The 23166-nt window shown below is 62.9% G+C and carries 29 protein-coding genes; 24 read left to right on the top strand and 5 right to left on the bottom strand.

The genetic code is table 11. The features are described from left to right. The first annotated feature begins 1 nt into the window (after window position 1). From Pan189_RS20025 to Pan189_RS19945, 17 genes are all read left to right on the top strand, one after another. Entirely contained in the window at window positions 2-355 is a 354-nt protein-coding gene (locus Pan189_RS20025) for a hypothetical protein (protein ID WP_145365858.1), read from the top strand. A 41-nt stretch (window positions 356-396) separates the two neighbouring features. Further along, a complete protein-coding gene (locus Pan189_RS20020) occupies window positions 397-609 on the top strand; it encodes a hypothetical protein (RefSeq protein ID WP_145365857.1) in 213 nt (70 codons plus the stop codon). After that, on the top strand, window positions 609-2030 hold the full coding sequence (locus tag Pan189_RS20015) for a phage portal protein (RefSeq protein WP_145365856.1): 1422 nt from the start codon (window positions 609-611) through the stop codon (window positions 2028-2030). The genes Pan189_RS20020 and Pan189_RS20015 overlap by 1 nt, the downstream gene beginning before the upstream one ends. After that, a complete protein-coding gene (locus Pan189_RS20010; protein ID WP_145365855.1) occupies window positions 2014-3324 on the top strand; it encodes a hypothetical protein in 1311 nt (436 codons plus the stop codon). Before Pan189_RS20015 ends, Pan189_RS20010 begins: the two co-directional genes overlap by 17 nt. A 111-nt stretch (window positions 3325-3435) precedes the next feature. After that, window positions 3436-4341: a major capsid protein gene (locus Pan189_RS20005; protein ID WP_145365854.1), complete on the top strand. Its 906-nt coding sequence runs from the start codon at window positions 3436-3438 to the stop codon at window positions 4339-4341. Between the two features lie 74 nt (window positions 4342-4415). Next, a complete protein-coding gene (locus Pan189_RS20000) occupies window positions 4416-4817 on the top strand; it encodes a hypothetical protein (RefSeq protein ID WP_145365853.1) in 402 nt (133 codons plus the stop codon). Window positions 4818-4852: 35 nt separating this feature from the next. Next, window positions 4853-5230: a hypothetical protein gene (locus tag Pan189_RS19995; RefSeq protein ID WP_445785723.1), complete on the top strand. Its 378-nt coding sequence runs from the start codon at window positions 4853-4855 to the stop codon at window positions 5228-5230. Between the two features lie 3 nt (window positions 5231-5233). Next, window positions 5234-5662: a hypothetical protein gene (locus Pan189_RS19990; protein WP_145365851.1), complete on the top strand. Its 429-nt coding sequence runs from the start codon at window positions 5234-5236 to the stop codon at window positions 5660-5662. A gap of 57 nt (window positions 5663-5719) precedes the next feature. Then, the gene (locus Pan189_RS19985; protein ID WP_145365850.1) at window positions 5720-6307 is read left to right on the top strand and encodes a hypothetical protein; all 588 of its coding nucleotides are present in this window, start codon (window positions 5720-5722) and stop codon (window positions 6305-6307) included. Window positions 6308-6311: 4 nt separating this feature from the next. Continuing rightward, entirely contained in the window at window positions 6312-6761 is a 450-nt protein-coding gene (locus Pan189_RS19980) for a hypothetical protein (protein ID WP_145365849.1), read from the top strand. 100 nt (window positions 6762-6861) lie between these two features. Next, complete coding sequence (locus Pan189_RS19975) at window positions 6862-7056, top strand: hypothetical protein (protein WP_145365848.1); 195 nt, start codon at window positions 6862-6864, stop codon at window positions 7054-7056. A 3-nt stretch (window positions 7057-7059) separates the two neighbouring features. Then, a complete protein-coding gene (locus tag Pan189_RS19970) occupies window positions 7060-7707 on the top strand; it encodes a hypothetical protein (protein ID WP_145365847.1) in 648 nt (215 codons plus the stop codon). A gap of 21 nt (window positions 7708-7728) precedes the next feature. Then, window positions 7729-9999 carry a phage tail tape measure protein gene (locus tag Pan189_RS19965; RefSeq protein ID WP_145365846.1) on the top strand — a complete coding sequence of 757 codons (2271 nt, stop codon included), beginning with the start codon at window positions 7729-7731 and terminating at the stop codon, window positions 9997-9999. A 13-nt stretch (window positions 10000-10012) separates the two neighbouring features. Then, window positions 10013-10846, top strand: a complete 834-nt coding sequence (locus Pan189_RS19960) for a hypothetical protein (protein WP_145365845.1) — start codon at window positions 10013-10015, stop codon at window positions 10844-10846. Window positions 10847-10849: 3 nt separating this feature from the next. Continuing rightward, on the top strand, window positions 10850-12439 hold the full coding sequence (locus tag Pan189_RS19955; protein ID WP_145365844.1) for a hypothetical protein: 1590 nt from the start codon (window positions 10850-10852) through the stop codon (window positions 12437-12439). Then, window positions 12440-12634: a hypothetical protein gene (locus Pan189_RS19950; protein ID WP_145365843.1), complete on the top strand. Its 195-nt coding sequence runs from the start codon at window positions 12440-12442 to the stop codon at window positions 12632-12634. Between the two features lies 1 nt (window position 12635). Further along, window positions 12636-14096, top strand: a complete 1461-nt coding sequence (locus Pan189_RS19945) for an O-methyltransferase (protein WP_145365842.1) — start codon at window positions 12636-12638, stop codon at window positions 14094-14096. Here the strand turns inward: Pan189_RS19945 and Pan189_RS19940 are convergent. After that, window positions 14076-14981: an immunoglobulin domain-containing protein gene (locus Pan189_RS19940; protein ID WP_145365841.1), complete on the bottom strand. Its 906-nt coding sequence runs from the start codon at window positions 14979-14981 to the stop codon at window positions 14076-14078. The two genes, Pan189_RS19945 and Pan189_RS19940, sit on opposite strands and share 21 nt — an antisense overlap. Window positions 14982-15053: 72 nt before the next feature. Continuing rightward, the gene (locus tag Pan189_RS19935; RefSeq protein ID WP_145365840.1) at window positions 15054-15299 is read right to left on the bottom strand and encodes a hypothetical protein; all 246 of its coding nucleotides are present in this window, start codon (window positions 15297-15299) and stop codon (window positions 15054-15056) included. A 92-nt stretch (window positions 15300-15391) separates the two neighbouring features. Here Pan189_RS19935 and Pan189_RS19930 point away from each other — a divergent pair, with 92 nt between their 5' ends. The 3 genes from Pan189_RS19930 to Pan189_RS19920 are packed head-to-tail and all read left to right on the top strand — an operon-like array spanning window position 15392 to window position 16198. Beyond that, entirely contained in the window at window positions 15392-15607 is a 216-nt protein-coding gene (locus Pan189_RS19930; protein WP_145365839.1) for a hypothetical protein, read from the top strand. A 10-nt stretch (window positions 15608-15617) separates the two neighbouring features. Beyond that, the gene (locus tag Pan189_RS19925) at window positions 15618-15884 is read left to right on the top strand and encodes a hypothetical protein (protein WP_145365838.1); all 267 of its coding nucleotides are present in this window, start codon (window positions 15618-15620) and stop codon (window positions 15882-15884) included. 56 nt (window positions 15885-15940) lie between these two features. Then, on the top strand, window positions 15941-16198 hold the full coding sequence (locus tag Pan189_RS19920) for a hypothetical protein (protein WP_145365837.1): 258 nt from the start codon (window positions 15941-15943) through the stop codon (window positions 16196-16198). A gap of 106 nt (window positions 16199-16304) precedes the next feature. On the opposite strand, the gene Pan189_RS19915 is transcribed toward Pan189_RS19920, so the two are convergent. Continuing rightward, window positions 16305-16556 carry a helix-turn-helix domain-containing protein gene (locus tag Pan189_RS19915; RefSeq protein ID WP_145365836.1) on the bottom strand — a complete coding sequence of 84 codons (252 nt, stop codon included), beginning with the start codon at window positions 16554-16556 and terminating at the stop codon, window positions 16305-16307. Between the two features lie 443 nt (window positions 16557-16999). Between Pan189_RS19915 and Pan189_RS19910 the strand changes: the two genes are divergently transcribed. Further along, the gene (locus Pan189_RS19910) at window positions 17000-17536 is read left to right on the top strand and encodes a hypothetical protein (RefSeq protein ID WP_145365835.1); all 537 of its coding nucleotides are present in this window, start codon (window positions 17000-17002) and stop codon (window positions 17534-17536) included. A 170-nt stretch (window positions 17537-17706) separates the two neighbouring features. Continuing rightward, on the top strand, window positions 17707-18075 hold the full coding sequence (locus Pan189_RS19905) for a helix-turn-helix domain-containing protein (protein WP_145365834.1): 369 nt from the start codon (window positions 17707-17709) through the stop codon (window positions 18073-18075). Window positions 18076-18410: 335 nt separating this feature from the next. On the opposite strand, the gene Pan189_RS19900 is transcribed toward Pan189_RS19905, so the two are convergent. Continuing rightward, window positions 18411-18668: a hypothetical protein gene (locus Pan189_RS19900; RefSeq protein WP_145365833.1), complete on the bottom strand. Its 258-nt coding sequence runs from the start codon at window positions 18666-18668 to the stop codon at window positions 18411-18413. A 180-nt stretch (window positions 18669-18848) separates the two neighbouring features. Between Pan189_RS19900 and Pan189_RS19895 the strand changes: the two genes are divergently transcribed. Then, complete coding sequence (locus Pan189_RS19895; RefSeq protein ID WP_145365832.1) at window positions 18849-19454, top strand: hypothetical protein; 606 nt, start codon at window positions 18849-18851, stop codon at window positions 19452-19454. 35 nt (window positions 19455-19489) lie between these two features. On the opposite strand, the gene Pan189_RS19890 is transcribed toward Pan189_RS19895, so the two are convergent. Beyond that, window positions 19490-20227, bottom strand: coding sequence for a hypothetical protein (locus Pan189_RS19890; RefSeq protein WP_145365831.1), 738 nt, complete (start codon window positions 20225-20227; stop codon window positions 19490-19492). A gap of 284 nt (window positions 20228-20511) precedes the next feature. Here Pan189_RS19890 and Pan189_RS19885 point away from each other — a divergent pair, with 284 nt between their 5' ends. Beyond that, complete coding sequence (locus Pan189_RS19885; protein ID WP_145365830.1) at window positions 20512-23142, top strand: HEAT repeat domain-containing protein; 2631 nt, start codon at window positions 20512-20514, stop codon at window positions 23140-23142. The last annotated feature ends 24 nt before the right edge of the window (window positions 23143-23166 follow it).

Below are 23166 nucleotides of genomic sequence, written 5' to 3'. Positions count from 1 at the left end.
AATGGCGACGAAGGCGGCGAAAGCGAAACGACAGCAGAAGACACTCACACCCCCGACGAAATCACCGCCGGAAACATCCCCGACCCGGCAGTATGAGGAACCGATCGGCCCTCCCGCCCCTGAACCATTCTCCGATGAGCCGCCGGCGATCGAGACGACCTGCCGCAAATGCGGCTCGAACCGAGCAACCGATCCGCTGTGGAGCCGCGAACTCGCCTACGGGGGCATTCGTTCGGACGGCTCGCATTACTCCCACGTCCGATGGGAACGCAAGCAGTGCCTCGACTGCGGGCAGGTCCGCGTCGACCGGATCACGCTCAATATGCCCGATACGGTCGCTTCCGTTCCGGTGTAGTGCCGCCGCCGACATATAGCCCGTCCGAAAGGGCGAGCCGAATGACCGATGCCGAACTTGATGCCGCGATCGCGGACCTTGAAGAGCTGCTCAACTCCGGCGTGACCGAAACGTCGGCCGATGGGACGACGCACAAGTTCGATATTGCCGCAGCCCGCACCCGCCTCGCCGAGCTGAAACGCAAGAAGCGAAAGCGGCTCGGCAAGAAGACCGGCCACCCGTACGCGACGCCCACCTTCGGGAGCGGTGACTGATGTTTCGCCGACTCACCGACAGGGTGGCCCGCTCATTCGGCTACGATGCGATCGAGGAAAAGACGCATCGCCGCACGCGAACCCGCGTGACGCAGTCCGAAGACAAAGAACTGGATGCGTCGAGCCGCCGGAAGCTGATCAGCACCGCTCACGATGCCCGGCGGAACATCGAGGTCGGGGCGTGGGCCATTCGCCGCCACCTCGACTTCGTCTCGTCTTTTCAGTTCCGATCGTCGACCGGCAACGCCGAGTGGGATGACGCCTGCGATGAGTTCATCAAGACGGCCTCGAAGCGGGAGAACTTCGACAGTTCCGGTCGGCACTCACTGCGAAAATCCCTGCGGCTGTCCGAAGCCCTCCGCACCGTCGCCGGCGACATCGGCTGGGTGAAGATCAACGACGGCACCACGCAGATGATCGAGGGCGATCGTATCCGCAATAAACTCGGCATGATGCCCGAGGGTGAGTGGATTCACGGCGTGAAGGTCAACGCCCGCGGTCGCCCGGTCGCCTACGCTATCCACAAGCGGAAAGGCACCGGCTTCGAATTCGAGCGAACGGTTCCGGCCAGCCGATTCTATCTGCACGGCTATTTCGACCGCGTCGACCAACACCGCGGCATCAGCCCTCTGGCGTCCGCACTCAATCGATTCAATGACGCCTACGAAGGCATCGACTACGCCCTCGCGAAGGCGAAGGTGGTGCAACTGTTCGGCCTGGCGATCTACAAGAGGCTCGCCGATCCCTATGACGATGGCGATCTCGACGAAGATGCCGACGAGGATGAGGACCCCGCTGAAACCGACTTTAAGCTCGAACCCGAAAAGGGGCCGTTCACGCTCCACATGGACAAGGACGAAAAGGCCGAATTCCTGCACTCCAATCAGCCGGGATCGTCCTTCATCGAGTTCATGCAGGTCGTGGTCGGGATCGCCCTCAAGAGCCTCGACATCCCCTACAGCTTCTTCGATGAGGCTCACACCAACTTCTTCGGCTCGAAAGCGGCCCTCACGATCTACCTCAAGGCGTGCGACGAAAAGCGGGAAGACAACCGCGACCTGCTCAACCATTGGACGCGGTGGCGTGTCGGCATGGCGATCGCCCGCGGCGAACTCGACCCGGCCCGCTACGGTCTGACCTTTGACGACATCGACGGTCAATGGCTGTGGATCGCCCGCGGCGTGCCCTGGTTCGACAAGAGCCGGGAAATCGACGGCGACATCAAGGCGGTCGAAAACTGTTTTCAGGATTACGACGAAATCATTCAGGAACGGACTGGCCGAACGCTGAAAGACGTCGTCGACCGCATCGCCGAGCAGCAGGAGTACATGCGGGAAAAGGGCGTCACGCCCGGAGCGAAGCCGCTGCTCGACCTGAGTCAATTCATGGGGGGAGGGAAGAACGATGACGAAGATGAGTGAGGCCCTGAAAGACCGGCCGAAACACCTGCGATCCGCGATCGTTCGCGGCTTGAAAGCCGAAGGGACCGCGGCGTCCGACAGCGGCGGGCAATTCGGAGCGGGAATCATCCCCGGATTCGCGGTGATCACCCGCAGTGAAGCTCTCGGCCACGGCTATTGGATCGATCACGATTTCCTCGGGCAGGTCCGCGACGGGTTCGGCGACGGGGTCCGGGCTCGCTTCACTCACCCTGGTCTCAGTTCGGATGGACTCGGCAAGAAACTCGGTCGGGTGACATTCAGCGAGATCGACGGTGATATCCTCCGGGGAGATTTGCACCTGTCGAAAATGAGCCACAAGACGCCGGACGGCGACCTCGCCGCCTACGTGGTGGGGCTGGCCGAAGAGGATCCCGAACTGTTCGGTGCGTCGATCGTGTTCGAAGTTGATTACGAGGCGGAGAAGGCCCACTTCGAAGAACATGGCGGGCGAATCTTCGTCGATGACTACGGCTTCGAGACCTGGGACGACTCCGAATTCAAGTCCCCCGATCCGCTCAATACGAAGAACCTGCCGCACGCCCGGCTCGCCGAATTGCGGGCGGTCGACATCGTCGATGAACCGGCCGCCAACCCGTCCGGAATGTTCCACGCCACCGACATCCCGGCCGAAGCCGATGCCCTGTTGTCGTTCGCCCTCGGCCGCCGCGACACCGCGCCGGAGTTATTCACTCTCTCCGGCATACACCCGGAGAGAGTGAAGGGCTTCGTCGCCCGTTACCTCACGAATCACGGCCTCGCCGTCGTTCCGAAAGAACCAGTTATGCCGCTAAACAACACCCCCGCCGAACCGACCAACGAAACCCCGGAGTCGACCCCGGCTATCACCCCGGCGGAAGCCGCCACCGATGTCTCGGACGCTGGCGATGGGGCATCCGAGTCGACGGAAGAATCGGGCGATGACGAAGGTGGCGGCGGCGACGATGAACCGGCAGGCGACCCCGAACAGCTGAGCGGTCGGGCCGCCGCCCTCGCCGAGTTCCGCCAGTTCACCGTCGAGTGCGGCAACGAAAGCGGAGCGAAGTGGTTCTCCGAGGGAAAGAGCCTCGAAGAGGCCAAGTCGCTGCGGATCGCCGAACTCACCGAACAGAACAAGTCGCTCACTGGGCGACTGCAGGCAGCCCTCGCCGCGTCGGGCGAAGCGGAACCGCTGTCGTCCGGTTCGGCCGAAGAACCAAAGACTGAAGGCACACCGAAACAGCAGGGCCTCAGTGAGGCCCAACAGAAGATCGCCAGCGGAATCAAGCTGCCGTGACCGCACGGCAGCGGGGGCCTGCGGCAGCGGGGGCGACGGCTTCGCGGTCGCCTTAAACGGAACCACTTTAGCGAAACTGATCACGGGCCTTTGCCCTGAGGAGACTGACCGATGGAAATGCCCACCCTGCTCGATATCGCTGCCCGTAATGGGTCGGACATGGCTGTCGGTCTGATCGACGAAGCCAGCAAGGTTCACCCCGAAATTCGGTTGATCGCCAGCCGCACGATCAGCGGACTGAACTACAGGACGCGGGTACTCAAGAAGAACCCGTCCGTCTCGTTTCGCGATGCGAACGACGGAACTGATACGGTGGTCGGTGAATACGAGAATCGCCTCGTCGAGACCTTCATCTTGAACCCGCGTTGGCAATGCGACAAAGCCGTTGCCGATTCCAGCGAGGACGGGCCGGAGGCGTACATCGCTGAGGAAGCCACCGTGATGTCGAATGCTGCTTTCGAGCGGATCGCGACGCAGATGTATTACGGGGACGATCCCAAGGGTTTCCCGAAGCTCTCCGACTCGATCCTCGACAGCATGACGATCGACGCGGGCGGCACGACGGCCGGCACCGGCTCGTCGGTCTACGCCCTCACGTTCGGCCAGCAGGGAGTGCAGTGGGTCATGGGCCGCGGCGGGTCGATCACAATCAACGATGTGTGGACTGAGACGATCACCGGTCAGAACAATAAACCCTTGACCGGGTACGTGCAGGACATGCTCGCCCGGATCGGCCTGCAGGTCGGAAACCTCAACGGTGCAGGCCGGATCAAGGACCTCACCGAAGATGTCGGCAAGGGACTCACCGACGACCTGCTCGCCGATCTGCTCGGCAAGTTCCGTGTCGGCTACCGGCCCGACGTCCTGCTGATGAGTCGACGTAGCCTGACGCAGCTTCAAAAGAGCCGCACGGCCACCACGGTGACCGGTGCCCCGGCACCCACGCCGACCGAATACCAGGGCGTCCCGATCGTCGCTACCGACTCCCTGCTCGACACCGAAAGCCTCTCGGCTTGATGTGCCTGCGGCAGCGTGATTGAGGCGATCGGCTTTATATTTCAGTGACCAGCAATGACCCCGCGGAGAATGTTATGAACCTTGCCGACGCACTACTGAAACAGTCGAAGGCTCTGCCCGCGGATGCGTCGGCAGTCACCTCCGACGCGATCGACCTGCAGGTCACCCCGACCGGCGATTTTCTCGCCAACTGTGAGTTCCTACTCGAAGCTCCGGCCCTCGCCACCGGGGAACTCGGCGACGATGACACCATGACCTACGATCTCGTCGCGTCGGAAGCTGCGGACCTGTCGAATCCGGTCACGCTCGCGAGTGCGTTGATCACGCAGACCGGGGCCGGTGGAGCGGGGGCGGCAGCCGCAACCGCCCGCTATCGTCCACCGACCGACGTGAAGCGTTACGTCGGTTTCAAGGCGACCAACTCCGCCGCGGGCGATGCCAGCGGCAAGTCGGCCACACTGAGTTTGCGTTGTTAAGCCCGTAGTGGAGCGGCAGCTCCGGCAGGAGGGCTGTGCCCTTGGGAATTATCGACCGAGCCAGCGGGTTACGCGCCGCGACAGCCGTGAGGCTTCGCGGCGTGTCCGTTTCCTACCGCCGAAAGGATGGCACGACCGAATCGGTCGTTGCCGCTCCCGGTCGGACCGATCACGCCGACGTCGACGGCAACGGCGGCACCGTCACCGTCCGATCTGATGACTGGCTCATCCGCCCGGAGGACTTCACCGCCCAGTTCGGGGCCGCTGCCGTGCCGGTCGAAGGCGACCGCATCACGTTCCGCGGCCGAGTCTACCGCCTGCAGCCGTTCGGCGGCGAGCCGGTCTATCGGCCCAGCGATCAGGACCGCCGGTTGTGGCGGATGCACTCCAAAGACATCGGTGCTGAGGAATAGACCGTGCCGAGCCTGCACTGGACGATCGCCGAAGCCGTTGCCGCCGATCTGGCCGCGGCCGACCTCAGCCGCGACACCTCCGCAGCCAAAGTCGCCGCGGCCCCGTACTACGAGCTGGAAGACCTCGCCGCACTCAAGATCGACGCCGTCCCGGTCGGACCGATCGAAAGTTCCTACAGCGATGAGGCCGCCGCCGAGCGTGACTACCCGGTCGAGGTCCTGGTGCAGCAGCAATGCGAGCGGGATGACGCGGTGACCTACGAGGGGCTGCTGCAGTTGCTCGACGAGATCGCCACCCACCTCGAAGCGACCGATATCGACGGGGCCGGGATCCCGGCCGAAGGCAGCACGATCGAATTCGACCCCGCGACACTGCTCGCCGATGCCCGCTTCCTCGGTATGGTCCGCGTGGAATACCGCCACTTCATCTGAGCTGCCGCAGGCACAAACCCACGAAGTGGGGCCGCAGGCACAATCGGAGGGCCCTCCGTGGCTGATATTGATATCAAGTTTATTAAGAATCGGTTCTTCGACAAGAAGGTCACGTCGTCGCTCGACAGGGCCGCACGCCGCATCCTGTCGCGGTTCGGTGCCTTTGTGCGGCGATCGTCGAAGTCGTCGATCCGCAAGCGCAAGACGCCATCGCAGCCGGGCCAGCCGCCGAGTTCGCACGTCGGCACGCTCAAGCGGTTTATTTTCTTTGCGTTCGATGCTCGCGATCAAAGCGTGACGATCGGGCCGATGCGGTTCCGATCAACACACCCCGGCGGCGACGGGAAACCGATCAAGGGCACGGTGCCAGAGGCCCTCGAAGATGGCGGGATGATGCGGATCGTTGAAAGGTACGGCCGGGTGAAAGTCGGGCGCACCGCAGCCGGGCGCGGGGCCGGTGGGCGATTCACGAAAGGGGAGGATATCTGGGGGGAGGGTTGGGCTCGTATCAGCCGGAAACGGGGGCCATCGGCATACAGCCGGACAAGGAAGCGGACTGTTGCGGTCGGTCAAAGGCCGTACATGGTTCCCGCGCATGAAAAGAACCTCGGCCACCTCGCGCAGTGGCGGAACTCGATGAGGTGAGACAATGGCGGGCGGCTATAAGACCGGCAGGCGGTGCAAAACCTATTACGACGCCGCCGGCGCGGGGCAGGGCACCTGGACCGCCACCGAGATCACGAAGAACCCGCAGCTCGATCTCTCCGCCGACGAAGCGGTCGTCGAGGATGAGTCGTCGATCTGGAAGCGATACATGCAGGGGCTGCTCGATGCCCCCCTCACGCTCAACATCAACCGCAAGGTCAATCACGCCTTCTACAACGCCCTCCGAGCGTCAGCTCTTGCGGGAACACCGATCGGGATCGCCCTCGCCAGCGGTGCCATCACCACGGTCGACGAGGAGGTCTTTACGGGAGACTTCGTCGTGTTCGGGTTCCCGTTCGGTGGTGCCCAGGGCGAGACGCAGGAAATGTCGGTCACCCTCAAACTCGCCGCCGACAGCTCCTTCGCCCCCAGCTTCGCCACCGTGACGGCGTGACGCCGTCGTCCGTGCCTGCGGCAGCAGTCGTCGACGGCTTCGCGGTCGACTTGGTTATCCACTGGCCTCTGGCCGCTAGACCCTAGACACAGGCCCCGACATGTCAAACATTCAGACCCACCGCGTGCGGACCGCCGACGGCGTCAAGGAAGTCAAACTCAATGTCCACACGGCCGAAGAGATCGAACAGCGAGCCGTCGCCGGACCGCCCGCCTCTCCCGCTCCCCCCGTCACCCCCTCGCCCGCGGAGGTGGAAGATGACGATGAGCAAGCCGCTGCCGCAGGCACAGAGTAACGAATGTTACTGAGGGATCGGCGTGGGCGGCTTTGGTCTCACCGGCTCGATGTCGCGGCGGCGGTGCGAATGCGGGACCTCGCCGGTGTCGACGTGATGCAACTCGGCCTCACGCAATCGCTCCCCGGCAGCCGAGCCGCCCTCGTCGACGCCGCCTACGCGTTGCTGCTGCCGGAGGCACAAAGACACTCCGTGTCCGACAGGGAGTTCGGGCGGTTGCTCCGCGGTCGACTGTGGGGCTGGACCGTCTCGCCGTCCGACCTCGCCGACGAATTGCTCGCCGAGCTCGCGGCGTTCTTCGCCAGTCCGAAGCTATCCCCCGGTGAACCGAAGGGGGACGTTGAGCGGGAACTGACCGCCGCCGATCTGTGGGGCGACATATACGCCCTCGCCGGTCTGGTCGGCGTCGATCCCGGTCCGCTGACGTACGGAGAATTGGTCGCGCTGGCCGATTCCCGCCGCAAACACGATTGGGCCCGCACGGCGGAGCTGATGGCCCTCACGTTCAACCTGCAGGTCGATCGTGAACATCGCAAACCTGCGGCCGCATTCGACCCGACCGGCGGGTTGGGGGCCGAGTCGACCGGCTCGATCGAGATCACCGCCGACAACCTGTTCGACGTCGCCGCGATCTTTTGCCGGGGCCAGTGACCCCGCAGATGGGAGACAACGATGGCCGGAAAGAAACGCGGGATCGAAGCAGGCCGGGCGTACGTGAAAGCGTTCTTCGACCGCTCCGCCGTCACCCGCGGCCTCAAAGCGATGAAGCGGCAGATCGGACAGTTCGGTCAGTCGATGCGGGGCATGGGCGGGAAGCTGCTCGGGCTGGGGGCGGCCGGAGGGGCGGCTCTCGCGTACCCGATGCGAATTTTCACGTCGTTCGATGATGCGATCCGACAGGTGGGAGCCGTCACCGGCGCGACCGGCGAGGAGTTCGATTCGCTGCGGGACAAGGCCAAGGAACTCGGTCGCACCACGTCGTTCACGGCGAGCGAGGTTGCGAACCTGATGACCGAACTCGGCCGGGCCGGGTTTTCGCCGGCACAGATCGAGCGGATGACCGGGGCGGTGCTGGACCTGTCGAAGGCGACCGGGACCGATGCCACGCAGTCCTCCGGAATCATGGCCGCGACGATCCGGCAGTTCGGTCTCGAAGCCGAGGACGCCACCAAAGTCGCCGACAGTCTCGCCACCGCGGCGAACAAGAGTTTCAACACGGTCGAAGGTCTCGGCGATGCCCTCAGCTACGCCGGACCCGTGGCCGCCGATGCGAACATGAGTCTCGATGAGACGCTCGCGATTCTCGGGGCACTCGGCAACGTCGGCATTCAGGGGTCCGCCGCCGGTACCGCTGTGCGGCGTCTGCTCACGCTCAGTGCCGCCGAGAGTGAGAAGTTTCAGCAGGTGTTCGGCGTCGCCACGAAGGACGCCGAAGGCAATGCTCGCCCCCTGATCGACGTTCTGAGCGAAATCAACGCCGCGACCGCCGATCTCGGCAGTGCCGACCGGGCCGCGAAATTTAATGAAGCGTTCGGCCTGCTCGGCATCACCGCGGCGAGTTCGATCGGCAAGAACGCCGCCGACGCCCGCGAGCTGATGGACGCCCTCGAACAGTCTTCCGGGGCCGCGGCGAAAACGGCGGCCGAGATGGAGTCTGGCATCGGCGGTGCGTGGCGAAAGCTGCTCTCAGCCGCCGAAGGAACAGCGATCGCGGTTGGGGACGTGCTGGCTCCGTCCGTGCAGAAGGTCGCCGAATGGCTGGGTCGGGCCAGCGGTCAGATCGCCGAATTTGTTGAACGGAATCGCGGGATTGTCATCGGGGTTGCGGCCGCGGTCCCGATTGTTTTTGGGTTGGGAGTGGCCCTGTTCACTGTCGGCGCGATGGCCGCGGGAGCCACAGCAACGATCGGGCTAGTAGCCGGTGCGGTCACGTTTCTGCTCTCCCCGATCGGCCTCGTCATCGCCGGTGTCGGCTTGCTCGGTTCGGCGGTTGTCGGACTGGGAGGGTACTTCTTAACTCAGACCGAAATCGGCGGAAGGGCCCTCGACTGGCTGGGCGAGAAATTCGGCCCACTGTTGTCGACGGTCAAGAAGGTTCTCGAAGGAATTAAGAACGCGTTTGCGGCTGGCGACTTCAAAGGGATGCTGCAGATATTCTGGGCGGCGGTGAAGCTCGCGTGGACGGCGGGTGTCGCGAGTCTCAAGTCGATCTGGATCAATTTTCAGTCCTATTTTCGATCGATCGGAGTGCGAGTCCTCAGTACCAGCTGGAAGGACGTAACAAACTTTCTGGTCGGGGCGTGGGAGTGGGTCGTCGCGAAGCTCACGTCGATCTGGGTGAAGTTCACGACACTGCTGGTCCCGCGCCTCATTAACGCCATGAAGATGGCTGGGACGATTCTCAGCCGATTCCTGCGATCACAGGGACGCAGTGCCGATGCGGCTCGTGTCATCAAGGCAACGTCGGTTCGACGCAGCGGTCGGCAGGGGCAGGATGACCAAAGCAACGCCAAGCGGCGGGAGGAAAAAGCGGCTCGCCAACTCGAAGAGATCGAGGCTGATCGACTGAAACGTCAAAAGGCGTTGACCGACGAGATTGAAAAGGCCCAGGCCGATCTCAACCGCGTGATCGCCGATGTCGAGTTCCGCAATCGAAAGCCGATTGAAGCCCCGAAGCCCGCAGAAGCCCCGAAGCCCGCAGAAGCACCGAAGCCAGTAGTCGCACCGAAGCCAGTAGTCGCCGAACGGCCGAAGAACGCAGCCGTAGAAGCCGCAACGCTTGCCACCGGAATCACGAACGCCGGGACCGGCACGTTCAGTGCCTCCGGCGCGGCCCTGCTCGGCGTCGGCGGGGACGACGTCGCCAAGAAGATCGATCGCAGCAATCAACTGCTCGGCCGGATCGATCGAGGCATACAGGATGGAGGACTGAGGGCGGGTTAAACACGGGCAGGGTATGGCCATCAACGTCGTCGCCGGATGGTCGGGCCGACGCATCAGCTTCGGACCGGACGGCACCTACGAGCGGTACTACACCGTCACCGGCTCCGAAAGCGAAGTCGACGTCGCCGCCGCCCTCGACGCCGCCGTCCCCGACGTGTTCGGCGGAGCGTTACTGCAGAAGGTCGACGTGGAATGGATGGCCCGCGGCACCTGGGGTGCCACTGCCAGCTACGGCACCGTCAAGCCCCGCGAGAAACAGCCCGCCCGCGACTACGGCAGCACGACGCCCGATATCAGCATCGATATCGGCACCACGACGGTGAAGCGGCATGTCTCGCACGCGACCGTCAACACGTACGCCGCACCGGGTGAAACCGCCCCCGACTTTAACGGCTTGATCGGGGTCGACGAGGAGGGCGAAGCCGAAGGGGTCGACGTACCGGTCGCCACGCCGGTCTATAAAGAGTCGCATATTTTTAATGTCTCAACGATCCCTTCCGGTTATTACCGCACGCTCAGCCTCATCGCCTCCGAAGCTCCGGTCAACGACGCCCCGTTTAAGGGGTTTGAGCTTGGCGAATTAAAGTTCGTCGGGGCCAGCTTTCAGAGCCGGAACAATGCCGAAGTCGCGGGCACGTTCAATTTCGAAGTCTCTTACAACGCCACCAATTTAACGGTCGGCTCCATCACCGGCATCACCAAGAGCGGCCACGACTATCTGTGGGTTTACCGCGGCAAGAAGACGAAAGACGCGACCTCCGGCCGCATGGTTTCACAGCCGGTGGCCGCCTACGTCGAACGCGTCTTCCTCCGCAGCGACTTCGCCGCACTCGGGATCGGGACGTGAGTGATGAACGAACCCTTTCCCGTCCTGCAGCCCGGCGATCGCATCGACCTCCGCGCGTCGACCTGGAACGCCATGATCCGCGCGGGCAGGCGGACACGGTCCGCTTCCGGGCCTGCGGCAGCGTCGAAGGGGCGGGGGGTGAATGGGGTTTGGTTGCTGGTCGAGAATGACACGGGGCGGGATGTTGAGCAGTTCGACGCCTGCCTCGTTGCCGGGTCGATTCTCGGCCCCGCTGACGGCGGGTTCGAGCAGGACTCGCCGACCGGCCTGCTGACGCTCGACACGGGGGACCCGTTCGCGACACCGGCGATCGCTCTGGAATCAATCCCGAATGGCGAAACCGGTCGCGTCTTGATGATCGGGGCGAGCCTCGTGCGGGTCGAGGTCACCGATGACGATGATGACCACGCGGCCGTGACCGACGTCGCGAGTGCCGCCACGACGGGCGACCACCTCGCACGCCACTTCAAAACCGGCACCACCGGGCCGCTCAAGCTGTGGTGGGTCGAGCCGGACCCCGGCTCCGGGCAATCGACCGCCGGGGTCGATTTACGATGGGCCCTCGCTCTGATCGGTGGCTCTGATGGTGGCGGTGTGCGGCTCGGGCGGTGCACGTCCGAAGGGGGTTCGGCCAGCGCCTCGACCGGCAGCGGTGATCTGCGGGTGTGGGAGCTGCAGCCGGTCTCGGTCCTGTTCAATGATGCGGCCGGCGTGCAGGTGTCTTCGACGGTCGACCTATCGGGAGATCGAATCTTTGCGGCCGCCCCGGAGGACATCACTTACTCCGACGACCTGCTCGTCTCATTTGCCCCCGGCACCGGCGGCGATCTGTTCGTGCTCAACAGCTACGGCATCGCCGTCGTGCCGAGTGTGTCCGGTTCGGCCTCCGGCTCCGGTTCGCCCTCCGGCACCGGATCACTCAGCGGGTCCGGCACCGCATCGGCAAGCGGCTCCCAGGGATCGGGAACCGGCGGGTCCGGGAGCGGTGGATCGGGCAGCGGTTCCGGTTCGATCTCCGGCAGCGGACCCTCGGTTTCGGCGAGCGGTTCGAACAGCCAGGGATCGGTCTCGGCCTCCGATGGCAGCGGCTCCCTCGGCAGCGGCTCGAGTAGCTCTGCCAGTAGCGGATCGAGTAGCTCCGCGATCGTCATCCCCAAGGTCACCGCCTGCGGCTGCGATGACGTGCCGCAGTATTGGGACATCGACTCGATCGACATCATCCGCACCACGACTTGGGACTGCACACCCGGTGACACGGCGACGTACACCAAATACCACCGCCTCGGTCACTCATCGGGGTGCGAGTGGACCGACAACGATATACACGGCGGCACCGAGAATTTTGCCGCTCCGGCTGACGACTGTCGGTTTGGGTCTCTGCGGTTGTGGGACACTCCGTGGGGCTGGCTGCGACTCGATATTTCAACGAGCCGCAACACTTGGATCGCCCTCTACCGAGCACTCTACGCGGATGAGGCGGAGAAATGTGCTCTGCTGACCGGTGGTGATCTCGTCCTCACCAAACAGAGCGACGGCTATTGGCACTACACGTGGCCCGCGACCATCACGCTCACCCCGTCCGCGGGGCCTTAAATGCCGGACCTCGATCGCTACGCCACCCTCCCGAGATTCCTGATCGCCGTCGCCGTCGCCGCGGCGGTGATCGCGTTCGCCTACACGGCGGGCCGTGAGTCCGGGTTCCGCGACGGCCTCGAACGCTCGGAGTTCACGGCCGAGAAGAACCGCGAGCACCTCTATATCCACCAGCGAAATCGCGAGGACCATTAAGATGGATTTCCGAGTCGGCGTCACCACCGCCCCGCGTCGTTCTCCGACCTTAATCAAGACCGTCGAGAGTTTAATGTCCGCCGGGTTCGAACCGATCGTGTTCGCCGAACCGGGGAGCTGTGCGGTCCACCTGACCGAGTGCGACCGCCTCGGCGTGCCGATCGTCCGACGTGAGACGACCCGCGGTTGCTACCGGAATTGGATCGAGACCGCCGACGACCTGCTCGATGGGGATGCCGATGCGATCCTGATCGTGCAGGACGACACCGTCGTCCATCCGCAGTCGCGAACGTTTCTCGAAGCCGACCTGTGGCCCTGCGAGCGGGTCGGTTACGTCTCGCTCTACTGTGCGAAGCACTACAGCCAGCGGTGGAGCGTCTATCGCCCCGATGGCGAACTCGTCAGCCGCCACCTCACCGAGCAGGCCGCGAATCGCACGGCTCGTCGCGGCGGCGAAGGCGGGGGCGGCGGCTTCGAGGTGAAAACCGAAGAGCGACCGGTCGGCTGTCATCGCACCGGCACGCCGTCGCTGTGGGGGGCGTGTGCCCTGGTCTTTCAACCGCGGCAGCTCCGGCGGATTCTCGACTCGAAAACCTGTCGGGGCTGGACCGGGGCGGGGGGATCGAAAGCCGAACGGGCCCGCCGCAAGGCCGACCCGAAAACGATCAAGAACGTCGATACGATGATCGGCATGGCCGTCAGCGAGCTGCACCTCGAAGGCCGCGTCTATCATCCGTCGCTCGCCCAGCATATCGCGAAGCACTCGGCGGTCGGTCACGGTGACAACAGCGGACGCCGGCGGGCCTCTCACGTCGTGCCTGATGAGGTCGACCCGAAAGCCGTCTTCGCCGCCGAAACCGGTTACGTCCGATATGAGGCGGACGGACGGGCCCGCCGGACGGGTGACCCCGAATACGATGCCGCGGTCGATTGGTGGCACGGTCTCGGTCACTCGCCGAGCTGGTCGATCGACCTCGATTCGTGGCATACGCTGCGGGACCTCCTGCGGCACGACATGCGGACGCTCGAGTTCGGCAGCGGTCTGTCGACGCGTCTGATCCGCGGCCGGGTCCGTGATCACCTCGCGATCGAGCAGGACCGCAAGGTCGCCATCGACAGCGGAGCGCTCCACTGCCCGCTCGCGGGCGATTGGTACGAAGTCCGGCATCAAGGTCCGCCCTTGGAGGGTCCGCCCTACGATCTGATCCTGATCGACGGCCCCCAGGGCGAAGGCAACCGCCGCGGCATATTGAGCCGGATCGAACCGCTCTGTCACGCTGACACCGTCATCGTGATCGACGACGTCCACCGCGACGCCGAATGGCAGCTCGCCCACGCCATCGCCGACCGTCTCAATCGCCCGCTCGGAAAACGCGGCCGCCTGGGGGTCATTCGACCCAATGTGCCTGCGGCAGCGACTCCGACGGCTTCGCAGTCGGAGCTACTGCAGGTCGGCGAGTAGCTTCTCGGCCGCCTTTGCGGCGATCGTCCCCGGCTTCCGCTCGATCACGTCCCGCAGCTTGTCGGCGGCTTTGTCTTTGCTGCCAGCGTTCAGGTAGAGAAAGACCGTTCGTAGCGATCCCAACGCACTGCTCTCGTCATCAGCCTGTTCCGCCGAACCGGTGCCGGGGTAAGCCTCGACGACCGCTTCCAGCTTCTGCCGCGCCGCATCAATGTCCTTGGCGGTCGTCGGCGGATCGATCGACGCGATGACATCGTTGAGTGCGGGCCGAGCCTGTTCCAGATCGATCTTCGCCAATCGTTCCCGCTCCGCCTTCGCTTTCGCTTCGGCTTCAGCCCGCTTGGCCGCGAGTCTTGCAACTTCCAGCTCGCGTTGCTTCTCAGCCAGCAAGGCCGACATTTTGTCGACGACGATGGTCTCGCCGACCTGCAGGAACAGGATGTTCGCTTGAGTCGAGCTGAGCGGTTGCAGTACGGCGGACCATTCGGTTCGGATTTGTGCTCCGAATCCGTTCTGCGAATCGACGTACGATTCGATCCAGATTCGACCGTCGCTATCGGTGGTCAGCTTGTTGCCGGTAGACCATGTCAGGGAGGGGAACTCCGCGGTCGAGGGTGCTTTGAGGGTCTTCTTGACCGCCTCTTTCGCAATCGACATGGCTGAGTAGCTCCCCATCTTCGGCTGCTGAGGAGCCGAAGGTTCTACCGCGGGGGCCGATTCGACGGGGGCACTCTCATTGGTCGAGGCGACCTGTGGTGGCGGAACCTGCGGCGCCGGTGTCGATTCGCGGAACGTCGCACTCCGCGGCCGATCCGACCCACCGCATGCCAGAAACATAGCGAGGAACCCGGCCGCAATTCCAAGGGTGACGATCCGCAGCATCATCGAGCTCTCCGATCAGTGAGAAGTGGTACGCATAGCGTAAACCCACCTGAACGAAGTGCAATTCTGATCGGATCAGCTTTTTCGCGGGGGCGTTCCATCCCGCCACGGGACCGGTTCGCCGGTCACCTTGCCGATCATGTAGGCGATCGCGGCGGTCCGGTCGACGCCTCGCTCCGCGGCCCACCGGTCCGCGGCGGCAACAATTGATCCGGGCAGATTGATCCGAACCGCAGTCCGGTCGGTCCCCGCCTCAAACGGCGTCGGCCGACCGCTCCCCTGTCTCGCTCCGCCCCGGCCGTCCGATTTATTTTCGGGCATTTTGAAATATTCCCTTTTTCTATATTGAATGAAATCTGATTTCGGGTATTATTCAAACATCGCAGGGGCAAGCAAGACCAAGGGCGGGAACGATGGCCAAGTATCACCAGAAAAAAGAAATCTCGAAGGCCATCGAATACGCTGTGGGGCGCGGCTGGACCTACGAAGAACACAAACGCGGCCACGCGTGCGGCTCGCTCAAGTGTCCCGGCGTCTGCCTTGTGTTCGTTTCCTCGACACCGCGAAATGCCGGGAATCACGCGAAAGACATTCGCCGCAAAATCGATAACTGCCCGTGCGGGACATGAAAGGACGACGATGAAGACCTACTCATTCGACGTGACGCTGCCGCCGGAGTGCGGCAGCGTCGAATTTGCCGACTGGCTTTATGCTTCCGGCGGTGACGATTGCACCCTATCGGTTCACGCCGGCGTTCCAACGGCCAGCGTTCACCGCGAAGCCCGATCGCTCGAAGAGGCCATCCGCTCTTTTGCGGAGACACTCGGCCGGTGCGGCCCGCACGCAAAAATCCTCAGCGTCTCGGTCGACGGCGATGACCTCGCCTCGATCCTCACGGCGGGCTGATCCGTCCGCGGCCGTGCGCCGCTCGTATCTCAATCACCGACTCAAACAGGAATCGCATGTCCGACGCCCACCTCATCACCAACCTCGCCGTCCGCGTTGTCGTCGCGATCGCGTTCGTGCCCGCGTGGACGCTCCCGATCGCCGCGGCCGACAACCTCACCATCGGGGGTGTGGTCGCCCTCGTGGTCGGCTCGCTCGGCCTGATCATCGGCGGCAGTCTCGGCAACCTCGCCGCCCGGCTCGTTGACGGTCATGCCGCCCCGGTATCGGCCGACTCGGGGCCGAAGGCCCGCTCGATCGCAGAGTTGATGTAGTCGGTCGGTGATCGGTCGCCGTAGACGCTGCGTCGCGGAACTTCGCGCGTGAATCGTCGCCCGCTGCGACACTAAGGCTGATGCGAAAATATAACCGCATCGCCGGTCAGCTAGGGCGGTTGGCGAGGGTTCGGCTGATAACCGATTGCGACACGCCGAGGGCGTCGGCCGCTTTGCGCTGGCTGCCGTAGGTCGCGACGGCTCGCTCGAACTCGATGTAGTTGCCTGAGGGTCGCCGGCCGCGTCGGTAGAGACTCGCCGCGATCTCGTCGAGCCGCCTGACGATCGCCGCGTCTTCCAGGTCACCGCTTCGTCGCAGTTTCGCCGCCGCCGCCTGGATCACTTCCCGGTCGGTCATGTCGCCCCCTCTCGCTCGGAATCCGGTGATGCGATAATATATTCGCATCATCCCACGGGCGACAAGATCGCAATCGGAAAATTTTATCCAAACATCCGCCGCGGCATCTTGCGGAGGGGAGGGAACTGCACTAGCTTACACCCATCGGAATCGACGCCAGGACGGCGAACGACCGGCCCCGTTCGGGGCAACCTTGGTGCAACAATGATCGACAACCAAAACCTGATCGCCGCCGGCAGTTCATTCTGGTCCGGCTGGCAATCCGTCGCGAAGTTTGATCGCGAAATGCGGCACGCCGCCTGTTTCCGCCGGTTCGCTTCTCCGGCCCTGTAACGCAACGCGTCCCCTGTCGGACCTGCCTGTCGCGTCACTCCGCCGCCGCTCGACTCGATCGAAGCTGCGCGGTGTCTCCGGCCCATCGTCTCTAGCCTCTGGCCTCAACCATGCGCTACCCGTACGTCTATTGCTGGCTGCTCACCACGAGAACCGCCGTCGCCCTGATCGACCCCGTCGAGGCCCTCGCCGAGCTGATCGCCCGGGTGACCTACACGATGTCTTTCGGCCGCTCGCCCGTCGCTTTTTCAGCCGCCTCGTCTAAGGCGAGTCGAACCCAGTACGAAAACTGTCCCGTCGGCGTTGTTGCAGCGGCCCTCTTATACCAGTCGGCCCTCGCTCTATCGGTCCGAAACCTGAGCGTGACTTCGGAAATCCGGGCGGAAGTCGCCTCGTCGCTGCCTTCTGGCTTCCGTGCCTTTTTCTTCATTCCCGAATCAAAGCAAAATTTGCCGGTTAGGGGAATACCGCAGTTGCAGCATCGGGGAATTGTAGCTACAAAGCGTGCCACAGCCATTGGCGTGGAATGGACGCCGCGAGATACAAATCAGCATCCGGCACTGCCGGGTGATTACGCCCCGTTGTCGCGGACCATTCCTCCGCGGCAGCGGGGTTTCGCATTGGAGGCCGAGCCCATGAGCGGATGAGACGGAGCCGCTCCGCCAATGCAAAAGGCCCGGCGTGCTAGAACACACCGGGCCAGATATTGCATCGCGTGAGCGAGAGAACTTCGTGCCGGCCATCGGATCGCAGTGCTAGGAACACTCCCCGAGGCCGACAGGTCCATGAGGCTACCCACGAACGACAGGATCGTATCGTGTCCGATCGCGTTACGTCAACACAATTTCCAGACGAAGCCGTCGAGCTGCTCCGCTCGATGGCCGAAAGTCAACGGCTGATAGCCGAGTCCCTGCAGGCTCTTTGCTCACAAAGTCGCCTGCCACCTGCCGAGAAAACCGCCGAACCTCATCCTCGGAATATCGAGCGAGAAGCTATCCTCGCCCTGCTCGATCAGGACCGACCGAATCTGTCCAAGGTCGCACGGGAGGTCGGAGTAGCCCGACAAACGCTCTACGATTACCCGACGCTGATGGCATGGTGGGAGCGATTGAAGGGAGGCGGAGACTTGAGCCGAGTTCGCCGCGGCCACCGGGCATCCGATGGCAGCATTGAGGCATACGACTGAGCGGGCGTCGCGACGCCCGCCCGACCCCCAACGAACGACATTTAAGGGTATTCACCAGAACGCCCGCGTTGAAAAACACTGAAAAACAAAGGGAGGACACCGAAAATACCGCCACCGGCGACGGATTATGAGTCCGCTGCTCTAACCGATTGAGCTAGGGCCCCGCGAAATATGTTTGACTCGCATCGCAAGCGGGTCGGGCATGGTGAGACTCTCAGAGCTGTACGTCAACTGCCACGACCGCTCGACGCGAGACGAGTCACAAGGGTAAGTCGATAGGTTCGGAGCGGTAGGCTCAATTGGGCCACTCTGCGATTTCGGCAAACGACCAAAACCTATGCAGAAGCTCGCTCGCCGACTTCGACGCGTGTGATATGCAGGAGTGAGCAGAATGCTGACGACTCCGGCACGTCATCTTCGGAACCGTCTTCAAATAGGCCGACGTATAGCCCCCCCTTCGTCAACCAAGCAGCCTCGGGGTGTCGAACTTCGAATTGTGTTCCATCAGTGAGATAGAGTCGAAAGGGACGAAATGGTTGCGCACGTTGGAGTTGCCGCAATTTATCGACAAATTTGTCAGGCTCGCTTTCCACGTCGAACTCCACGCTCTGATTCGATAGTCTGATTTTGACCAGTCTTAGGTGCCTGACCCAAGCCTTCTCGCGAAGGCGGAATCTTTGGGCCTGCCTGCTGAAACCGTGAAGATATTATAGGCTATTCCTTTGTCAGATTCGCAGCAAAAAACGCGATCCGGTGGGCGTAACGTCTTGCTGATGGGTTGCGCCACCGCAGTTGTTTTCGTCTGTTCGTGCGGCGGCTTGCTCGTACTGTTCGGGTGGAATGCGGCGCGTTACTCAGCGGAAGAATTGGAACGCTCGCAGCGTTGGGAGCAGTTTTCCACACGTTGGTTGCCACCGCCTGCCGACGTGGGTCCTGCGGCGATGTTCCCCAGCCAACTTGGTGACTACGAGCTGGTGGAATGGGACGAAACGCCCGCCTTCGCCGCGCTAAAGATCGATCTGCCCGGAGCACACGGGGAATACCGCAACGGCGATCGTCGGCTCGACCTGCACATCTATCGGGCGTCGACCGATCAGAAACAAGAGGTCTATCAGACGGCCCGCGAACTTCTCGACGACGGCGACCGGTTTCATTTTCGCGCCTTCGGCGGGACCGCAGCCACGCGGATGTTTCAATTCCGTGTCGCCCCGCACGAAATGTCGGGCAATTTCTGGTACGCGGCCGGTTGGCTCGTCTTCGCCCGCAGCGCCGAACTCTCCAATCGCGACTTGGAGCAACTCATCCATCAATGGGCGACGCAGCTTGCTGCGAATCCCGAAGAGCTCCCGCCGCTCGAAGCGGCGGAAGACCCGCGGTAGTCATGTTTTCGCACTGATCTGATTAACGCGCCGGATCAACGCGCCGGAGCAGGCGGAACGTCGGTTGCCGAAGCCGTCACGATGCCTGACTCAGTCGGGGCCGCCATATAGGGCGCTTCAGCAGAGGCGAAACGGATCGGATTCGCCGGCGGTCGGACCTGCGTGAAGTGCGTCGGACGCGTGGCGGTATCGAGGGCGAAGGTGTTTTCGTCTCCGAGCGTGCGTCGGGACCAAACTTTGACGCTGGTCGGCAGATTCGTTTTTTCGTCGAGCGTGACCTCGAAGCGATCGACGAATAGCCGTTCCATCGAATCGGTGGGGCGACCGACGAGGGTGCGATCCGATTCGCCTTTCTCCCAGCGATACTGCTTGCCGAGCTCGGCGACGTCGACTGGTCCTCGCAGTTCCGCCAGCAAGCTCAATTCATGACCGCTGCAGTTGGCGTGCTGGTAAGCCAGGCGAAGCCGTTCGGCCGAGGTGACCGGAAACAGGGTCTTCGAGGCGTTCGACCAGCTTCGCAGGCTGTCGCCCACGTCGGTCCACTCCGAATTTGTTTTTGAACAAGTCTGCGTCACCGACACCGACATCGCCTTGGCACCGTCCGCCGGGATGAAACGGCCCGGCATGCCGGCATCTGATGGGATCGCGTTTCCGCAGGTGGCGGACGGAATGGAGCAAGCGTCATCTGAGACGAAGGGATCGGCATCCATTCCAAAGCCGATTCCGGACAGGGCAGCGGACAGCAACAGCGCGCCAGCGAACAGGGATCGCATGAGGACCTCGAAGTGATCAATTGGAGGGTAATTTCGGCCGGGCGGCCGGGAGATGGGGAGCGTGATCTAGCAAATTTCCCGCTCGGCCGTAAACCGGAGTTTCCAATTTCGACGGATGGACTCGATCGCACGAAACGTCACTCAACCACGGTCTCACATCGGCCTATGATGAGTTCCATGACCGCGAACCAACTCGAGTCGAGCTCTCAGACAAATCGAGTGAATTGTCCGACTTGGCCGGGAGTTGGCTTCACTTGCCGAGCCGGACGTGCTGGAATGACCGGATGAGAACGAACATGCTGGCGATAAATTGTTTCCGAAATCAGTTTTTTCGCGGGGGTCTCGGCCTCGCCCTGCTCGCCGTCGGGTCCGGGGTAGTCCTTGGCGACGATCCCGCGGCGCAGGGAACTCAACCTCCGTTCCGGGCCAGCGTTGAGGTCAGTTCGTCCGACACGATCGGCGGTGGTGTCGGTTTGCCGGCGCAGACTTACCTCGCGGCGACGGTCCGGCTGGAAAACCTGTCCGACGGCCCGATCACAATCCCGAGAGATCGCATTCGGCTTGAGGCGGATGAAAAGTCCATCCCGCTCGGACGTGGGCCGCAAAAGGGATTGTTCTTACTGAAAATTGGTGATCGAAACGTCCAGACCCGGCTGATCGAGACGAAAGAGCCGGTTCGGCTCGGCCGGGGCGAGTCCGAGCAAATCGACATCTCGTTCTTCGGCCTCCCCAACGGAGAACCCGAACGACTGGTGCTGAAGTTCTTTGCATCGACCGGCGAGGAAGTGGCCGTCGATCTCGGCGAAGACGCCGCTAAGCGTTTGAAGCTGCAAGTCGAACAGACGGGACCGAGTAACGCACTGGGGATTCTCACGGTCTCCGGGACGTTGGACGTGGCCGGAGCCCGGCTGCTGACGAACTCACTGCGTGAACTGGTCGGCAAGGGCGCGACACGTTTTGTGCTTGCCTTCGATGGCACGCAGAAGCAAGCCGATCAGCGCGCTCTGCAGTGGCTTGTGACGGAGGCGTCCCGACTCGGGGCGACTCCGCTCGAACAGAATGCCTTTCCCAATTTTCCGGGCGGAATTAATGAATTCCACATCTCCGGACTTCCCGAGAACCCGCCTTCGCCGCGGTACTCCTATCCCCAGCCGCCCCCGCGCAACTACGCGCATGATTCTGTGTCCGATGCCGTCGCGGCTGCCCTTCGCACGGCGATCGGGCAGCTCAGCGAGTCCGAATTGCTCGCGCAGGCGGGGCGAGGGCATTCGCTGGTTCGACCGGCCGTGATTCGCATCGGAGCCGAGCATATTCCGGATTCTCGTCTCTTGATTCGATGGTCGCGCGAACAAGACCTCCAGGTCCGAAATGCGGCCATCACTGGACTCAGGCACTTTGGTGACCGGGCGGCGGTCGACGCGCTCGTGGCGTTCGCCCGAGGCGACGATGACGAGGCGGCCGCGACTGCGCTCGACAGCTTAGCCGGTTCACGTTTTCCCACGGCGCACGAAGCGTTGACGGACCTGCTGGCCGGCGGGCTTCCCGCGTCGCAAGCCGCGGTTGTCAGGGCTTTGGGCCGACATCCGCGGCCGATGTGGTCAGAGATCGTTTATGAAGCAGCCATCGATCCCGAGTCACCGGTGCGGGCTGAGGCCATTCAGACCCTCGTGCATATCGGACATCCGCAGTTGCTGCCGCTATTGCGAAAGCTGCTGTTCGGCGATGACGAGCACCTGCAAAAAGTTGCGTTTTCAGCCGTCGTCAACAAGGCCGATCCCGACTTCGATGAACTCGCGACCGAGTTCGCGCTCGATCGGCTGAAATCGGGTCGACTGTCGAGTGACGTCCTCCGATTGCTGTTGCAAACAAAAGATGCCCGCACCAAAGACATCGCAGAGGCCCAGTTTCGGGCTGCAAGAGCCGGGGACCGCGTGAAACTGATCACGCTGCTCGCCGAACTGGGTGATCTCCAAACGGCAGGCCTTCTTGCCGAGTCATTTCGAAGCATGTCGGCCGGTGAGCGGGAAATTACGATGCGGGCCCTGTCGAACATCGGCTCGCCGCAATTCATGGCGCTCGCTCCCGAAGCGACACGCACGGGAAGTGCGGCTGTCGTTCTGACGACGATTCAGGGGTTGGAACGCGACGGGAGCGCGGAGGCCGTCGAGTTGCTGATCGAGCAGGTTGCCAACAGTAACAGGTCGATTTGGACGGCTGCGGTGAACGCCTTGGCCAAGATCGGCTCGTCGAAAGCCCAAGAGGCGTTGCAGGTTGTAATGGCCGACCTGCGAAGCGATCGCAGCCGGCACGTCGCGATGACTCTGCGGCAATTGCGTTATCGATCACCCGCCCAGCAGTTCTTTTTGCCGGCCAAGAACGCCGCCGCGAAAGAGCAGTGGGGCAATGCCGAGGAGCTCTACACGCTGGCGGTCGAAATCGATGATCAGCACGCCGAAGCCTTCGCGGGGCGGGCCAACGCGCGATACCAACTCGGCAATCTGCAACAGGCCATGGGCGACTATCAGACCGCCCTGAAGCTCAATCCCTATGACGAATTCGCGATCACCGGCCTCGCCATCCTGTCGGTGCAAACCGGGGGCGATATCGAAGCGGCGATCGAGCGCACGAAAGAGTGGGCCGAGGAATTCGAAAACAGTGCGCTCTATCCTTACAACACGGCCTGTGTATACGGCGTGGCGTTAACTCGCCTGAAAGCGCAGGAGGAACCGGTCGACGAAAAACGGCTGCGGCAAATGGAAACCAAAGCGATCACGCTCTTAGGTCAATCCGTCCGACTCGGATTCGATCAGATCGAATGGATGGCCAAAGACCCCGATCTGACTTCGTTGCACGGACTGCCGGAGTACGAAGCTATGCTCGGTGAGTTTCAACATGACCCGCCTGCCGATCAGTGATGGACTGATCCGAGTACCCGAAAA

Origin of the sequence: Stratiformator vulcanicus (assembly GCF_007744515.1) — a bacterium.
GTDB lineage: Bacteria > Planctomycetota > Planctomycetia > Planctomycetales > Planctomycetaceae > Stratiformator > Stratiformator vulcanicus.
The sequence above is the reverse complement of the archived record's forward strand: the minus strand, read 5'-3'. Positions and strand labels throughout refer to the sequence as shown.

Coding starts and splice junctions, on each gene's coding strand:
- Pan189_RS19970 (WP_145365847.1), top strand. CDS start 7,060: ATGTTACTGAGGGATCGGCGTGGGCGGCTTTGGTCTCACCGGCTCGAT.
- Pan189_RS19925 (WP_145365838.1), top strand. CDS start 15,618: ATGAAGACCTACTCATTCGACGTGACGCTGCCGCCGGAGTGCGGCAGC.
- Pan189_RS20015 (WP_145365856.1), top strand. CDS start 609: ATGTTTCGCCGACTCACCGACAGGGTGGCCCGCTCATTCGGCTACGAT.
- Pan189_RS19895 (WP_145365832.1), top strand. CDS start 18,849: ATGGGTTGCGCCACCGCAGTTGTTTTCGTCTGTTCGTGCGGCGGCTTG.
- Pan189_RS19980 (WP_145365849.1), top strand. CDS start 6,312: ATGGCGGGCGGCTATAAGACCGGCAGGCGGTGCAAAACCTATTACGAC.
- Pan189_RS19960 (WP_145365845.1), top strand. CDS start 10,013: ATGGCCATCAACGTCGTCGCCGGATGGTCGGGCCGACGCATCAGCTTC.
- Pan189_RS19945 (WP_145365842.1), top strand. CDS start 12,636: ATGGATTTCCGAGTCGGCGTCACCACCGCCCCGCGTCGTTCTCCGACC.
- Pan189_RS20005 (WP_145365854.1), top strand. CDS start 3,436: ATGGAAATGCCCACCCTGCTCGATATCGCTGCCCGTAATGGGTCGGAC.
- Pan189_RS19920 (WP_145365837.1), top strand. CDS start 15,941: ATGTCCGACGCCCACCTCATCACCAACCTCGCCGTCCGCGTTGTCGTC.
- Pan189_RS20010 (WP_145365855.1), top strand. CDS start 2,014: ATGACGAAGATGAGTGAGGCCCTGAAAGACCGGCCGAAACACCTGCGA.
- Pan189_RS19975 (WP_145365848.1), top strand. CDS start 6,862: ATGTCAAACATTCAGACCCACCGCGTGCGGACCGCCGACGGCGTCAAG.
- Pan189_RS20000 (WP_145365853.1), top strand. CDS start 4,416: ATGAACCTTGCCGACGCACTACTGAAACAGTCGAAGGCTCTGCCCGCG.
- Pan189_RS19910 (WP_145365835.1), top strand. CDS start 17,000: ATGCGCTACCCGTACGTCTATTGCTGGCTGCTCACCACGAGAACCGCC.
- Pan189_RS19885 (WP_145365830.1), top strand. CDS start 20,512: ATGAGAACGAACATGCTGGCGATAAATTGTTTCCGAAATCAGTTTTTT.
- Pan189_RS19965 (WP_145365846.1), top strand. CDS start 7,729: ATGGCCGGAAAGAAACGCGGGATCGAAGCAGGCCGGGCGTACGTGAAA.
- Pan189_RS19955 (WP_145365844.1), top strand. CDS start 10,850: ATGAACGAACCCTTTCCCGTCCTGCAGCCCGGCGATCGCATCGACCTC.
- Pan189_RS20020 (WP_145365857.1), top strand. CDS start 397: ATGACCGATGCCGAACTTGATGCCGCGATCGCGGACCTTGAAGAGCTG.
- Pan189_RS20025 (WP_145365858.1), top strand. CDS start 2: ATGGCGACGAAGGCGGCGAAAGCGAAACGACAGCAGAAGACACTCACA.
- Pan189_RS19890 (WP_145365831.1), bottom strand. CDS start 20,227: ATGCGATCCCTGTTCGCTGGCGCGCTGTTGCTGTCCGCTGCCCTGTCC.
- Pan189_RS19950 (WP_145365843.1), top strand. CDS start 12,440: ATGCCGGACCTCGATCGCTACGCCACCCTCCCGAGATTCCTGATCGCC.
- Pan189_RS19930 (WP_145365839.1), top strand. CDS start 15,392: ATGGCCAAGTATCACCAGAAAAAAGAAATCTCGAAGGCCATCGAATAC.
- Pan189_RS19935 (WP_145365840.1), bottom strand. CDS start 15,299: ATGCCCGAAAATAAATCGGACGGCCGGGGCGGAGCGAGACAGGGGAGC.
- Pan189_RS19915 (WP_145365836.1), bottom strand. CDS start 16,556: ATGACCGACCGGGAAGTGATCCAGGCGGCGGCGGCGAAACTGCGACGA.
- Pan189_RS19940 (WP_145365841.1), bottom strand. CDS start 14,981: ATGATGCTGCGGATCGTCACCCTTGGAATTGCGGCCGGGTTCCTCGCT.